Origin of the sequence: Massilia eburnea (genome assembly GCF_009720745.1) — a bacterium.
GTDB classification, from domain to species: Bacteria; Pseudomonadota; Gammaproteobacteria; order Burkholderiales; family Burkholderiaceae_D; genus Rugamonas; species Rugamonas eburnea.
Genome location: NZ_WNKX01000002.1, coordinates 63,547 through 77,189, shown reverse-complemented (window position 1 = coordinate 77,189; position 13,643 = coordinate 63,547). Strand labels below are relative to the sequence as shown.

12 protein-coding genes are annotated in these 13,643 nt (G+C 64.3%); 6 read left to right on the top strand and 6 right to left on the bottom strand.

The window, feature by feature from the left end; all coding sequences use genetic code 11:
• Positions 1 to 1,248 (bottom strand): M56 family metallopeptidase, encoded by a 1,248-nt coding sequence (locus GM658_RS02810; protein WP_155452507.1) that lies wholly within the window; start codon positions 1,246 to 1,248, stop codon positions 1 to 3.
• Positions 1,241 to 1,624 (bottom strand): BlaI/MecI/CopY family transcriptional regulator, encoded by a 384-nt coding sequence (locus GM658_RS02805; RefSeq protein WP_155452506.1) that lies wholly within the window; start codon positions 1,622 to 1,624, stop codon positions 1,241 to 1,243. The genes GM658_RS02810 and GM658_RS02805 overlap by 8 nt, the downstream gene beginning before the upstream one ends.
• Positions 1,625 to 1,952: 328 nt before the next feature.
• On the opposite strand from GM658_RS02805, the gene GM658_RS02800 reads away from it, so the two are divergent.
• The gene (locus GM658_RS02800; RefSeq protein ID WP_155452505.1) at positions 1,953 to 4,514 is read left to right on the top strand and encodes a TonB-dependent receptor plug domain-containing protein; all 2,562 of its coding nucleotides are present in this window, start codon (positions 1,953 to 1,955) and stop codon (positions 4,512 to 4,514) included.
• Here the strand turns inward: GM658_RS02800 and GM658_RS02795 are convergent.
• Positions 4,498 to 5,265, bottom strand: a complete 768-nt coding sequence (locus tag GM658_RS02795; RefSeq protein ID WP_155452504.1) for a response regulator transcription factor — start codon at positions 5,263 to 5,265, stop codon at positions 4,498 to 4,500. The two genes, GM658_RS02800 and GM658_RS02795, sit on opposite strands and share 17 nt — an antisense overlap.
• Positions 5,266 to 5,496: 231 nt before the next feature.
• On the opposite strand from GM658_RS02795, the gene GM658_RS02790 reads away from it, so the two are divergent.
• Positions 5,497 to 5,994, top strand: a complete 498-nt coding sequence (locus GM658_RS02790; protein ID WP_057264480.1) for a winged helix-turn-helix transcriptional regulator — start codon at positions 5,497 to 5,499, stop codon at positions 5,992 to 5,994.
• Here GM658_RS02790 and GM658_RS02785 read toward each other — a convergent pair.
• From GM658_RS02785 to GM658_RS02775, 3 genes are read right to left on the bottom strand one after another with little or no spacing between them, the layout of a single operon-like run.
• Positions 5,991 to 6,911: an anti-sigma factor family protein gene (locus tag GM658_RS02785; protein ID WP_155452503.1), complete on the bottom strand. Its 921-nt coding sequence runs from the start codon at positions 6,909 to 6,911 to the stop codon at positions 5,991 to 5,993. The two genes, GM658_RS02790 and GM658_RS02785, sit on opposite strands and share 4 nt — an antisense overlap.
• Positions 6,908 to 7,405 (bottom strand): RNA polymerase sigma factor, encoded by a 498-nt coding sequence (locus GM658_RS02780; RefSeq protein ID WP_155452502.1) that lies wholly within the window; start codon positions 7,403 to 7,405, stop codon positions 6,908 to 6,910. The genes GM658_RS02785 and GM658_RS02780 overlap by 4 nt, the downstream gene beginning before the upstream one ends.
• Before the next feature lie 4 nt (positions 7,406 to 7,409).
• Positions 7,410 to 7,766, bottom strand: coding sequence for a COG4315 family predicted lipoprotein (locus GM658_RS02775; RefSeq protein WP_155452501.1), 357 nt, complete (start codon positions 7,764 to 7,766; stop codon positions 7,410 to 7,412).
• A 107-nt stretch (positions 7,767 to 7,873) separates the two neighbouring features.
• Between GM658_RS02775 and GM658_RS02770 the strand changes: the two genes are divergently transcribed.
• From GM658_RS02770 to mnmC1, 4 genes are all read left to right on the top strand, one after another.
• Positions 7,874 to 8,527, top strand: coding sequence for a DUF4142 domain-containing protein (locus GM658_RS02770; RefSeq protein WP_155452500.1), 654 nt, complete (start codon positions 7,874 to 7,876; stop codon positions 8,525 to 8,527).
• A gap of 86 nt (positions 8,528 to 8,613) precedes the next feature.
• Complete coding sequence (locus tag GM658_RS02765; protein ID WP_371865019.1) at positions 8,614 to 11,331, top strand: diguanylate cyclase; 2,718 nt, start codon at positions 8,614 to 8,616, stop codon at positions 11,329 to 11,331.
• Positions 11,328 to 11,900: a DNA-3-methyladenine glycosylase I gene (locus GM658_RS02760; protein WP_155452499.1), complete on the top strand. Its 573-nt coding sequence runs from the start codon at positions 11,328 to 11,330 to the stop codon at positions 11,898 to 11,900. Before GM658_RS02765 ends, GM658_RS02760 begins: the two co-directional genes overlap by 4 nt.
• Entirely contained in the window at positions 11,893 to 13,620 is a 1,728-nt protein-coding gene (gene mnmC1, locus GM658_RS02755; protein ID WP_371865018.1) for an FAD-dependent 5-carboxymethylaminomethyl-2-thiouridine(34) oxidoreductase MnmC1, read from the top strand. Before GM658_RS02760 ends, mnmC1 begins: the two co-directional genes overlap by 8 nt.
• The last annotated feature ends 23 nt before the right edge of the window (positions 13,621 to 13,643 follow it).

Here is a 13,643-nt window from a genome sequence, read left to right as displayed (position 1 = left end):
TTATTCGAGGGTCCATACGTACTGCATTTGCTGCCAGGTCGAGACGGGCTTGCCGCGCACCTTGGCAGGGACGAAGTGGCACTGGGAGATGCCGGTTTGTGCTGCCTGGTCGAGGCCAGGATGTCCGCTGGAATGAACGACCCTGGAACCAGCGACGCCGCCTTTTTCATCGATGTTGAATGACAGCGTTACGGTGCCGGTGTGCTCCGCACGCAAGTCTTCAGTTGGCCACTGCGGCTTGGAACAGCTGCGGAAGTCGACGACTGCCTGCGTGCGCGCCGCAGGCGTGCTAGCCGTCTCGACGCGGGCATTGGCATAGCCGGCGAGGCAGGCTGCGGCTACGCCCAGGACGGCCAGCAAGGCTTTCCAGTTGCCGCGTTGCTGCTGCGGCACCACCAGCTGGCGGATGCGCTGCGTCAGGTCGCCACCGTCGGCCGCGAGAGCCAGCCGCTGCTTGGCGAACTGCATTTTTTCCAGCTCCGACAGGGCCAGTGCCAGGCGGCGCGGCTCACCCGTCATGTCGGCGGCGATCGCGTCGGCCACCAGTTCGCGTTCATGGCGGATGCGGCGCGACAGCCACCACACGGCCGGATGGTAGAACAGCAGTGTCTCGATTACGTTCTGCAGCAGGTTCACCAGGAAGTCGTGGCGCCGTACGTGGGCCAGTTCATGCGCCAGCAGGGCTTCCAGCAGTTCCGGCGGCATGCGCGCCACCAGTGCCGCCGGCATCAGGACAACGGGGCGCCACCAGCCCGCGGTAATCGGGCTGGCCAGCGCTTCAACGATGCGCAGCGATACCGCGCGGCGGATGCCGAGGCGCGTCGCCATATGCGACAAGCGCTGCTGCCAGTGTGCATTGCGTCCGCCGGTGCGGCGCGTGCGGGCGATCCAGGCCAGGCCGAATGCGCTGCGCAGCGCCAGTGCGCAGACGCCGGCGAGCCAGGCGCTGACCAGCAGCGGCAGACGATTGTCGATATTGGTCAGGAGCTCACTGTTCGCAACAGCTTCGTTACTGGGTGCTGCGAGCAAGGCTTGCCAGGAGCGGCCCGGCGCTTGCAGCGCGTCGGCGAATTCATAGGCGGGCCACAGCAGGCATGCCAGCAGCGCCAGGCAGGCCACCGTATAGCGTGAGCCGGGACTGGCGCCGCGCATCATGCGCAGCAGGGCGGCGGTGGCGATGCCCACCAGCGCGCCTTGCCACAGGAAGTGGATCAGGGTCCAGCCGGCGGCGTTGATGATGTTATTCATTCGGCTTGTCCTCCTGCTTCAGCAGTTCTTCGATTTCGGCGCGTTCCTTTTTCGAGATGCCGCTTTTCAGCGCCGCCAGCACCAGCGCCTTGGCGGAACCGGCGAAGGCGCGCTGCAGCAGGTCTTGCAGCATATTGCCCTGCATCGCCTCGCGCGCCACGGCGGCGGCGTAGACGTGGGAGCGCTGGCTCTCGTCGCGGATCAGCAAGCCCTTGCCATGCATGATCTGCATCAGGCGCAGCACGGCGCCGTAAGCAAGATCCGGCTTCTCGGCCAGCATGGCCTCATGTACTTGTTTGGCAGTGGCAGAGCCAAGCGGCCAGATCGCTTGCAGCAGTTCCAGCTCGGCTGGGGTTGGTTTCGGAATGCTAGCCATGTTTATTTCCTTGTAACGTTTTGACTAGAATAGCCTGTCTAGACAGAGTTGTATACTTTGCCGCTTTCCCTGTGGCGAAATGTAGACAGCCATGTCTATATATCCAAATTGCATATGCGTCTGAAATTTAATTCGTTTCAGAAATGAAATGGTGGCCTTATAGTTGCCTCATGAAAACGCGAGTCCTACAACACCGCCACACCATCACCATGAGCTGCATGGCGCAGCACATGCGTCGCTGCTAAGCCTCTGCAAATCCCCGTAATACCGTTTTGCCCGAACCCGCCCACAAGGCAGGGCAGGGCGCTGCACACCCAAAAGGAAGAACATGATCAAGCCTCTCAGCATCACCCTGGCCATCGCGGCCGCTTTCCCGCAATTCGCCCAAGCCGAAGAAGAACTGGCCCGCGTGGTGGTTACCGGCTCGAATATCCGCACCTCGCAAAAAGAAGGCGCCAGCGCCGTACAGGTGCTGAGCGCCAAGGAACTCGCGGCTACCGGCAAGACTACCGTGGCCGATGTGCTGCGTTCCATCTCCGCCAACAGCGGCAATAGCTACAACGAGCAATACACTGGCAGCTTCTCCGCAGGCACGGCGGGCTTGTCGCTGCGCGGCTTGGGCCAGAAGAACACCTTGATCCTGGTGAACGGCAAGCGCGTGTCGCCTTACGCGACTGCGCAGGAATTGCAGGAAGTCTTCGTCGACTTGAATTCGCTGCCGCTGGCGGCGGTACAGCGCATCGAGGTGCTGAAAGATGGCGCATCGTCGGTCTACGGTTCGGATGCGGTGGCGGGTGTGGTCAACATCATCCTGTACAAGGAATTCAAGGGTACCGAGGTCAGTGCGCAAGTGGGTTCTTCCACCGAGGGCACCGGCCAGCTGGAACGCAGCGCGTCGCTGCAGACAGGCTTTGGCAGCCTGGATGACCAGGGCTGGAGCGTGGTGTTTTCGCTCGATGCGCTGAAGCGCGACAAGCTGCAGCAAAGCGATGTGTCCTACCTGCGCGGCAGCGACTTCCGCGGCAATGCCAATGGCACGCTGGCGTGGACGCCAACGAATTACTACGGCACCTCCGATCCGACCAGACAGCTCGGCGGCGTTCAAGGGCCGCTGCAAGTGCAGAATTACGGCGATATCACGCCGGGCAAGAGCGGCCAGGTGCTGGCCTTCAACCCTGCCGAATTCCGCACCCTGATTCCGGGCGTGGAGCGCGTGCACACCTCGCTGCGCGGCACCCTGAAACTCAATGAAGACACCGAAGCCTATGCAGAAGGCCTGTACGGTTACTCCTGGGCCGAGCAGACGTTCGGCGCCCCACTGACCGTGGGCAGCGGCCTGCGCGCCTGGAACAACGCCCAGCAGAAGCTGGACAACATCAGCGTGGTGCTGCCGGTCGGCCATCCGGACAACCCGGGCGCCACGCCGCTGCCATTCACCGCAACGCTGTTCGACCTGGGCGCGCGCCAGAAACAGGACAAGGTGGACTTCTTCCGCGTGCTGACCGGCATCAAGGGCTCCTGGAATGGCTGGGACTATGACGCATCCGTCGCCCGTTCCGGCAGCAAGCTGAAAGAAACCGTGCAGAACTTCGTCAACCGCTACGCCTTCGAAAAAGTGCTGGCCGACGGCAGCTACAACTTCGCCGACCAGTCGAAGAACAGCGAAGAGGTCCGCAACCGCCTGCGCCTGTCGACCTTGCGCCCAGCGGAATCGACGCTGACAGTGGCCGACTTCAACGCCTCCAAAGAACTGGCACGGCTGCCGGCCGGCGCGCTGGGCTTCGCCTTCGGTGGCCAGTGGCGCCAGGAAGAAATGAATTCCAACACCTCGACCGCCGTGCTGTCGGGTACCGAACTGCGTCCTGCGATCAACATCATCAAGGGCAAGCGCGAAGTGGCCGCTGGCTTCGCCGAATTCAACGTGCCGGTGCTGCAAGACCTGACGCTCAACCTGGCCGGCCGCGCCGACAAATACAGCGACTTCGGCTCCGCCTTCTCGCCGAAAGCCAGCGTGCGTTACCAGGCCGCCCCGTGGCTGCTGGTGCGCGGCACGGTGTCGCGCGGCTTCCGCGCACCGTCGCTGCCGGAGATCACCAACTCGACTTCGGTCAGCTACGGCTCCGTGATCGATGCGAAAGACCCGGTCACGCCAAGCCAGCCGCGCGGCATCACCAACATCACGATCGCCAACAGCCAGTTGTCGCCTGAGCGTTCCAACAACTTCAACCTGGGCTTCGTGGTGTCGCCGTCGGCCAACAGCAGCGTGGGCGTGGACTTCTATCACATTCGCACCAAGGGCGTGATCGATACCGAAAGCACCGACACCATCCTGGCCAACGAAGCGGCCCATCCCGAGAAAGTCGTGCGCGATGCCCAGGGCCGCATCCTGACGCTGTACCGCCAGTACGCCAACCAGGGCGAGCGCGTGGTGAGCGGCATCGACCTGGACCTGCGCCACAAGCTGGCGAAAACCGCCTACGGCAGCGTGACCCTGAACGCGCAATTGAGCCGCGTGTTCAAGTACGAACAGCCGCTGTCGCCTGGCGAGCCGCTGACCAATGGCGCCGGCACCAACTACTTCGGCTCCATCCCGAAATGGCGCGGCACCACCAGCGCTACCTGGGAGCTGGGCCAGTGGAACACCAACGTCGCCTGGAATTATGTGGACGGCTACGAGCAGACTACCCGGCCCGGCGAGCGCGTGAAGCCGTTCGCCACCGTGGACCTGAACGTAGGCTACAAGTTCAACGCCGCTACCAGCGTGAACCTGATCGTGGCCAATGCCTTCGATCGCAAGCCTTCGTGGGATAGCTCGTTCGCCCTCGTCGACTACACGCAAGGCGACCCGCGCGGCCGCTTCGCGTCAGTCAAACTCAATCACAAGTTTTAAGGATTGAGGCGCGGTAGCTGCTGGGGGTAGTGCCCATCCGCTCGCGGAAGGCGGTGGCGAAATTGCCGGCATTGGCAAAGCCCAGCAGCAGCGCGATGTCCTGCACATCCATGTCGGTATCGCGCAGCAGCTGGATGCCGCGCTGGATGCGCGCTTCGCGGATATAGGCAAACACCGTCATGCCGGTGTGGGTACGAAACAGCTGGTTCAGTTTTTCGCGATAGGTGCCCACGCTGGCGGCAATTTCGGCCAGGCCGGGCAGGGCGGCCAGGTTGTCGTAGATCAGGCGCTTGGCTGCGTTCACGATGACTGAATCGGTATCGATCACTTCAGCCCCGGCTGCTTCCTGCGCCGGCCGTTTCATCAAGTTCAGGTGCACGTGGATGCGTGCCGCCAGTTCTCCCGGCGTGAAGGGCTTGCTGACGAAATCAACCCCGCCCAGCTGCAGGCCCATGATGCGGTCTTCCACCGCCTCGGTGCCGCTCAGGAAAATGATGGGGATATCGCGCGTCGCCGGGTTCGCCTTGAGCAGCCTGCAGCAGGTATAGCCATCCATATTCGGCATGCGCACGTCGAGCAGGATCAAGTCCGGCTGGCCGGTCAGCGCCAACTGGTATCCCTGTTCGCCATTGAAGGCCACCGACACCCGGTAGGGCATTTCGCTCAATAAATCCACAAGCATGCGCTGCTCGAACGCGGAATCATCCACGACGAGGATATTTCGCACTTGGGCGTCGCTGGTCAGGTACATGAGTTCATTATGCCCATGTTTCAAAAAAAGTTGCGCATTTCACATCTGGCAAAGGAATTTTCGCTTCCGGCAAACATTGTGTGCGCCGCAACAACGCAGAATGGAAAGAAGATAGCTACGTCCCTTGCAAGAGTGATTTTTGGTGAGTCTTTTGAGGGTGTTTTCGATGTTCAATGGAGACTGAAGCATTCAACTGGTTAAACCAGACGATCCAACCGACTAGGAGCTAACATGAAACATACCGACTTTGGCCAAATGCCTTGCCCGATTGCGCGTAGCCTCGGCAAGGTGGGCGAGTGGTGGAGCATCCTGATTCTGCGTGATGCGTTCTATGGCCTGACCCGCTTCGATGAATTTGAGAAGAGCCTGAAGATCGCGCCGAACATGCTGACCCGCCGCCTGGCCGGTCTGGTGGAGGGCGGCCTGATGGAGCGCCGCCAGTACAGCACCCGTCCGCCACGCTATGAGTACATCCTGACCAAGGCTGGGCGCGACTTCAAACCTGTGCTGCTGGCTTTCATTGCCTGGGGGAATGAGCACCTGTCGCCGGAAGGCGCCAGCTTGCTGGTGGTGAGCCGCGAAACCGGCAAACCGGCCGACCAGGTTCTCGTCGACGCCAACAGTGGCCTGGCCATCAATGACGAGGACTATATGTTCGCGCCAGGGCCTGCAGCACCGGAAGTGATGCGTAACCGTATCACTGAAGCCGGCCGCCGCATGCCGAATTAAGGCTGCAGCTGTTCGTAGACCGCCGTGGCGATCTGCGACAGCTCCTTCTTGCCGACGGCAGCCGACAGCGCATAGCCGAAGCTGCCGTCGATCCAGTAGAACACTCCCACATTGCCCTCCTGCGCGAAACGGAAGCCCGTGTCGCGGTTCTGCTTTTGTCCGGAGCTGACGTAAAGCGTCATGCGCTGGCCGCTGGCGTCGGCGTACATGAATTGCGCTACCGGACCGGTATCGCCCGGCAGCAGCCTGCCTCCCACCAGTTCGTAGCCTTGTTTCGCCAGTTGCGGCGGCCGCAGTTGCTTGCCCAGGCGTTTGGAGAGCCAGGCCACCAGATGCTGCTGCTGGTCGGCGCCGACTTCCACTGGATGCTTTACTTCGGGCGTGTAGACGGCGTGGGCAATGGCCGCCTGGCGCGGCAGTGCGGCCAGGGATTGCGGGAGGGCGTTGGCGGCCAGGCTGGCGCCGCTATCCGCGCCGGCGCCGCGCAGCGTCCAGCCGGCGGTGCCGCCGACCAGTCCCGCGCCGACGGCTACCGCCACCATGGCAGCCATGCGGCGCCAGGCTGGCACAGGCCATGCAGGCGCGTGGCCGGCCGCGCTGCCGGCCGAAGCGGGAACGGGAGGCGCATCGATCAGGGATTCCGCGCCAGCGTCGGCCGTGCCTACGCTCCAGGCGCCAGCGCTGCCTGGCGTCGCGGCGGGGGCGGATGGCGCGCCCGCGCGCGGCGGATGGAGTACCTCGGGAATGGGGGCGTCCAGCGTGTCGTCGAACAAGGCGTGCAGCGCAGCATTCTGCTCGCGGTAGGCATGCAGGCGCGCGGCTTCGGCAGGGTGTTCGGCCAGGTAGCGATCCACCGCAGCTTGCCGATCCGAGGGCAGGCGGCCATCGACCCAGGCTTGCAGTTCGGCTTCGTTCATTTCACGACCTTCAGGGTGGCGGCGGGTGCTTGCCCCGTCATCAGCCGCCGTAAATTCTCGCGTGCGCGGCTCAGGCGCGACATCACCGTGCCTAAGGGGATATCGAGCATGGCTGCTACGTCTTCGTAGCGCATGTCTTCCAGCGCCACCAGCAGCAGCATTTCGCGCTGGGCGGAAGGAAGCTGCTGCAAGGCGCGCTCCAGGTCGCGCAAGTCCAGCGCCGGGGGAGAGGCCGCGGCGGGCGGGCCGCCATCCTCCAGCTCCACGGCGGGCGGCGGGGCGCGCCGCAGCTGGTCGATGTGCAGGTTGTGCATGATGCCGAACAGCCAGGCGCGCAGGTCGCCATCTGGCCGCCACTGGCCGATGCGCGACCAGCCGCGTTCCACCGTGTCCTGCACCAGGTCGTCCGCACTGGCGCTATCGCCCGTCAGCGCCCGCGCATAGCGGCGCAGGCGCGGCAGGCAGGCCAGCAGGAGCTCACGCACATCCTGCATCCGCTTAGTCCTTGACCACGTGCCACATGTCCTTGACGTTGTCGCCCGCGCGCTCGCCGGCCTTCTTGTCGCCCACGAACAGGTAGAGCGGCTTGCCCTTGTAGGCCAGCTGCTTGCTGCCGTCATCGCGGGTAATGGACGACCATGGTGCGGCCAGTTCGCCGCTGGCTGCAACGGCAGGCCAGTTCTTCAGGCAGCCGTCGACGCAGGCGCTCTTGCCGCTGCCGGCAACGTCCTTGTCGAAGGTGTAGACCGTCATGCCGGCGGCGTCGACATACACGCCATCGGCCTTTTTCAGCGGTTCGGCGGCAAAGGCGGTGGTGCTCACCAGGGCGGTCAGGGTCAGGGCGATGAGTTTCATTGCAAGTCTCCTTGTTGGGTGGGAAGTATTGCGTATACGTAGCGTGTGGTCGGCTTATTCCATCCTCCCTAAAATAATTTTCTACCTATTTTGTCACGGAGGACGAAATGAACAATTTCATGCGTGTAGCTGTGTTGTCGGCACTGTTGGGAACCGGGAGCGCCTGGGCCGAAGGGCTCGCCAAGGCCGACCAGAAAATGCTGACTGACCTGGCCATGGCCAATATGGCCGAAATCGAGACGGCCAAGATGGCCTTGCAGAAGACCCAGAGCGACCGGGTCAAGAGCTTCGCCCAGCAAATGGTCGACGAGCACACCAAGGGCCTGGACGAGGTGCGCAAAGTGGCTTCCGCGCACAGCGTGACGCTGCCGAACGAGCTGGACGCCAAGCACAAGGCCCTGGCCACCAAGCTGGAGAAGCTATCGGGCGACAAGTTCGACCGCAGCTATATGGAGCAGGCCGGGGTGCAATCCCACAAGGAAGCGCAGCAGCTGGTCGCCAAGGTCGAAACCTCGGCCAAGGACGACGAGCTGAAATCGCTGGCCACCCGGCTGAAGCCAACCATCCACCAGCACCTGAATAATGCGGAGCAGCTGAATGCGGCAGTCCAGGGCGGCACGACGGCCGGCAGCAGCGGTACCCAGGGCAGTGCCGGCAACAGCGCCGCGCAACCGGGCGAAGCGGGCAATCGTGCGGCGGGGACAACAGGAGGCAATAAGCCGGACTCCAGTATGCAAAACCCCAAGCCCGAACGCCGATAGGAGATATTTAAGCTACTTGAACAGCGAAAAGTGCGATCGTGCTGTATGATTCTTGGGAGTAACACCTATTTCAAGGATATCAAGTAGTGGAATTGTTCGCGCTCGACCAGGAGCTGGCCCAGTGGGAAGCGGAATTGTCCCTTGCGGAAGGGGAAACTCGCGCGAAGCTTCTATTCCGCCTGGCCTGGCACCTGCGCCAGCGCGATGTTGTAAAAGCGGCACAGTATGCCGAAGAAGCGAAAGCGCTGGCCTTCCTTTTGCCGGCGGCGGAAAGTCGTGTGCTGGCGGCGCGCTGGGAGCTGGTGCGGGCCGAAGCCTGCTGGCTGAGCGGCGACCTTGACGGCGCCGGCGACATCGCGGAACGGGCGATGCTGGAATTCGCACGCCAGCACGACCGGCTGGGCGCGGCCGATACCCATAGCCTGCTGGCCTGGGTGGCATTCGACCGTGGCGATTCCGCCGCCTGCGAGAATGAGCTGGCGCTGGCCATCGCCGACGCACGCGCGGCGGGCGACGGCATGCGCCTCGACATCTTCGAGAGCCTGGCCGCGCTGTTCAGTGTCTTCCGCAATGCGCCGGCCGCGATTGAGCGCTGGAGCAAGCGCTTTCCGCACGAGCTGGCCGGCCGCCATCCTGTGGTGGCGGGCTGGATTTCCGACTACCTTGGCACGGCTGCCTTTCAGGCGGCGGAATTCGGGCGCGCCATCAGCCACCTGATCGGCGCTTACGAGGCGGCGCGCATGTCGGGCCAGGTGCGGCGCGCCATTATCCTGGCCACCAATATCGGCAATGCCTTTACCCGCCTCAACGCGCACGAAGCGGCGCTGGAATGGATGCAGCGCGGGCTGGAACTGGCCCGGCCGACCGGCTGGCCGATGTGCATCGGGCTGACTCAGATGCAGGCGGCGGAAACGCTGCGCCACCTCGGACAGCGCCAGGCGGCGAAGGGCCTGCTGCGCGAATCGCTGCACATGCTGGCGCCCTTGTCCGGCTCGCGCGCCTTCGTCATGGCGCTGGAATACCAGGGTGACCTGGCGCTCGACCTTGGCGACTACGAAGGAGCACTGGCCAGCTTCCGCGAACTTGAACAGCGCGGCCATGCACTGGCGCAGAACGATTTCCAAAGCTGCGCGCGGCGCGGCCAGGCGCACGCGCTGGCGGGGCTGGGCAGGATGCAGGAGGCGCAGTCTGCAGCCATGTCGGCGCTGACGCTGGCGCGCGACTTGAGCGATCCGTTCAGCCAGATTTCCGCCTTGCGCGTGCTGGCGGACATCCACGCAGGGAATGCGCGGTCGGTGCTGCAGTACCTGCGCGAAGCGCTGGCCATTGCCGCCACCATCGATGGCTACATCTTGCCAGGCGAGCTGCTTGACTCGGTGGCGCGCGAATACGCGGCGGTCGGCGATTTTGCGCGCGCCTATGAATTTTCGGTGCAGGCCAATGCAGCGCGCGACCGTACCCATAGCCAGGAAGCCACCAACCGTGCCATCGCGATGCAGGTGCAGCACCAGACCGAACGCGCGCAAACCGAAGGCGAACACCATCGCCAGCTGGCCGCCGCCGAAGCCGAACGCGCCGAAGTGCTGGCCCGGACCAGCGCTACCCTGAGCCATCTCTCCGCCATCGGCCAGGAGATCACGGCGCAGCTGGATGCGTCGGCCGTGTTCCGCGCGCTGGACCGCCACGTGCATGGCCTGCTGGATTCGACGCACTTCTCGATCTTCCTGCTGCAGCCCGATGGCGAGTGCCTGGATTGCACCTTTGGCGTTGAAATGGGCTTGCCGCTGCCGCCGATGCGCATTGCGCTGTCGGATGAAAACTTCAACACGGCGCGCTGCGTGCGCGAGCGCCGCGAAATCCTGATCGAGATCGAGGACAAGTCCGATACGCCCAACCTGATTCCCGGCACGCTGCCGACATTGACGCTGCTGTTTGCACCGCTGACCATTGGCGAACGCGTGCTGGGCGTGATGACGGTGCAGTCGATGCTGCCGCGCGCTTATGGTGAGCGCGAGCGCCTGATCTTCCGCACCTTGTGCGCATACGGCGCCATTGCGCTGGATAATGCGGCGGCCCAGGCGCAGCTGCTGGAAAAGAACCTGGAGCTGGAACGCGCCTACAAAGCGCTGGAAGACGTCAGCCTGACCGACCAGTTGACCGGCCTGCGCAACCGCCGTTTCTTCCTGCAGCATGTGGAGTCGGACGTGGCGCTCAGCCTGCGCGGCTATGACGGCCTGGCCGCCGGCGAGGAAGCTTCCGGCCGCGACCTGGTGTTCTACATGGTCGACCTGGACCACTTCAAGGAAGTCAACGACCGGTACGGCCACGCGGCGGGCGACTCCGTGCTGGTGCAGATGAAGGACCGCCTGCGCGAAGTGTTCCGCGAATCGGACTACCTGGTGCGCTGGGGCGGCGAAGAATTCCTGGTGCTGGCGCGCGCCACGGACCGCAACGGGGCGCATGTGGTGGCCGAGCGCATCCGCCAGGCGGTATGCTCGCGCGGCTTCCTGCTGCCGGACGGCACCCAGCTGGCGCGCACCTGTTCGATCGGTTTCGCCTGCTATCCCTTCCTGCCTTCGCAACCGCGCTTGATGTCATGGTCGCAGGTGGTGGAGCTGGCGGATGTGGGCCTGTACATCTCCAAGCATTCCGGACGTGATGCCTGGACGGCGCTTCAGCCCACGGACGCGGCGCAGCCGGAGCAACTGTTCCCGCGCCTGGTGCACCAGTTAAGCGATTGCGTGGAACGCGGCGAAGCGCGCATCGTGACCAGCCTGGGGGAGCGCACTATAATCTGCCCATGAGCAAACATCGCTGTTCCTGGGCCAATCCAAATAATCCGCGCTATATCGCCTACCACGACCAGGAGTGGGGCGTGCCGTGCCGCGACGAGCTGCGCCTGTTTGAAATGCTGAACCTCGAGGGCGCGCAGGCGGGCCTGAGCTGGGAAACCATCCTCAATAAGCGCGAGAATTATCGCGCGGCGTTCGATGGCTGGGACGCGCGCAAGATTGCGGCGTACGACGAAACCAAGATCGCTGCACTGCTTGCCGATCCGGGAATCGTGCGCAACAAGCTCAAAGTGAATGCTGTCGTGACCAATGCGCGCGCTTACCTGCGCCTGCTGGCGGAGGGCGGCAGCCTGTGCTCGCTGCTGTGGGGGTATGTGGACGGCAAGCCTATCGTTAACCGGATTGCCGCGCAGGGCGACCGGCCGGCGCGTACCGAGCTGTCGGACCGGATCTCCAAGGACCTGGCGAAGCGCGGGTTCAAGTTTGTCGGCTCGACGATTATCTACGCCTATATGCAGGGCATCGGCATGGTGAACGACCATGACCTCGCGTGCTTCCGCCACAAGGAGTGCCGTGGCTGATTCACGCCACGTCGTTCTCGACACCGCGTTCGGCAGCGGCGCACAGTTCATCGCAGCCCTCGCCCGTCATCGCGCCGGCGAGCGTCATCTGCATTACCTTGCGATCGCGCCAGCCATGCCCCCGGCCTCCGCGCTGGCGGCCGGCGCGCCGGGCCTGGCCGCGCAGTGGCCGGTCGACGTGCCCGGCTTGCACCGACTGCACCTGCCATCCGAACGCGTGACGCTCGACCTGTTGATCGGTCCCGTCGAATCATGGCTGCCTGAGATCATCGCCCGCGTCGATGAATTCATCATTCCCGCGCCCATGGATCACATCCGGGCGTTGCAGCGCCTTGCAACGCCCGCATCCACGCTACGCATTCACCAGCCGGATGAGCAAGCCATGCGCGCCCTGCGTGCTGCAGGCTTTAGCGTGGAGGGCGATGCAGAAGATGGCTGGCAGCACGCAACATACACCAGCCGCAAGCCACAGCCGCCGCGTGAGCCAGCGCCAGAGCGCCGCGCCATCGTCATCGGCGCCGGCGTGGCAGGCAGCGCAGCCTGCGAGCGCCTGGCTGCGCGCGGCTGGCAGGTGACCCTGATCGAACGCCATGAGAGCCCTGCGCAGGAAGCGTCCGGCAACCGCGCCGGCATTTTCATGCCGCTGCTCTCGAAAGACGACAATATCCCGACGCGCCTGACGCGCGCCGCCTACCTGTATGCCCAGCGCGCCTGGCAGAACCTCGGCGGCATTGGCCCGCACGCAGCAGGACCAGACGCCGACGCAACCCTCTCCAGGCCGGCGATCCGCGGCGACCAATGCGGCGTGCTGCAGCTCGCCCGCGACGCGGAGCACGCGCTGCTGCAGAAAGAAGTCGTCGACACCTGGCGCTACCCCGAACAATACGTCCGCTGGCTCGATGCCGGGCAGGCGGGCGCCATGCTTGGCGTGCCGACACCTTACGGCGCCTGGCACTTCCCGCAAGGCGGCTGGGCGACGCCCGCCACCGTTTGCCGCGCAATGCTGCAGGCTTGCGGCGACAGGCTGCAGCGCATCTTCCATGCGGAAGCACTGCGCATCGAGCGCGCCCCTGGCAACGGGATCAGCGCAGGCGTGGGCTGGCGCGTACTCGCTGCGGATGGCCGCGAACTGGCCAGCGCTCCCATCGTCATTCTCGCCAACGGCGCCGGAGCCACGGCGCTTGAACAAGCGCGCGAACTGCCGCTGTACACGATGCGCGGCCAGGTCACCCACCTGCAGGACGGTACGTTCCCCAGTCTCCCGATGGTGGTCTGCCGCGAAGCATATATGACGCCGTCGGTTGCCGGCGTCATCAGCGTCGGCGCAACCTACGACAGGTCCGACGACCGCCAGCTATGGCAATCCAGCCAGGACGAAAACCTGCAACGCGCGGAAGAAATCCTTGGCGGCGCCCACGGCGCAGGGGCGCCGCTGCAGGGGCGCGTAGGCTTCCGCACCATGGCCCCCGACCGCCTGCCGCTGGTCGGCCCGCTACCGGACAGCGCAAGCGAGGGCCGCGCCGAACGCCTGCGCGAGTTGCCGCGCCATCAGGGTCTCTACGGGCTGCTCGGCTATGCCAGCCGGGGCCTGATATGGGCCCCTCTGGCAGCAGAAATCCTGGCCTGCCAGCTGGAAGGGGAACCCCTTCCCATCGAAGCAACGCTAGCCGCCGCACTGGACCCGGGACGCTTCCTGCTCAAACAGCGCCGCAAGCTATAATGGTCTCCTATCCAACGGCTGGA

Coding starts and splice junctions, on each gene's coding strand:
- GM658_RS02810 (WP_155452507.1), bottom strand. CDS start 1,248: ATGAATAACATCATCAACGCCGCCGGCTGGACCCTGATCCACTTCCTG.
- GM658_RS02805 (WP_155452506.1), bottom strand. CDS start 1,624: ATGGCTAGCATTCCGAAACCAACCCCAGCCGAGCTGGAACTGCTGCAA.
- GM658_RS02800 (WP_155452505.1), top strand. CDS start 1,953: ATGATCAAGCCTCTCAGCATCACCCTGGCCATCGCGGCCGCTTTCCCG.
- GM658_RS02795 (WP_155452504.1), bottom strand. CDS start 5,265: ATGTACCTGACCAGCGACGCCCAAGTGCGAAATATCCTCGTCGTGGAT.
- GM658_RS02790 (WP_057264480.1), top strand. CDS start 5,497: ATGAAACATACCGACTTTGGCCAAATGCCTTGCCCGATTGCGCGTAGC.
- GM658_RS02785 (WP_155452503.1), bottom strand. CDS start 6,911: ATGAACGAAGCCGAACTGCAAGCCTGGGTCGATGGCCGCCTGCCCTCG.
- GM658_RS02780 (WP_155452502.1), bottom strand. CDS start 7,405: ATGCAGGATGTGCGTGAGCTCCTGCTGGCCTGCCTGCCGCGCCTGCGC.
- GM658_RS02775 (WP_155452501.1), bottom strand. CDS start 7,766: ATGAAACTCATCGCCCTGACCCTGACCGCCCTGGTGAGCACCACCGCC.
- GM658_RS02770 (WP_155452500.1), top strand. CDS start 7,874: ATGAACAATTTCATGCGTGTAGCTGTGTTGTCGGCACTGTTGGGAACC.
- GM658_RS02760 (WP_155452499.1), top strand. CDS start 11,328: ATGAGCAAACATCGCTGTTCCTGGGCCAATCCAAATAATCCGCGCTAT.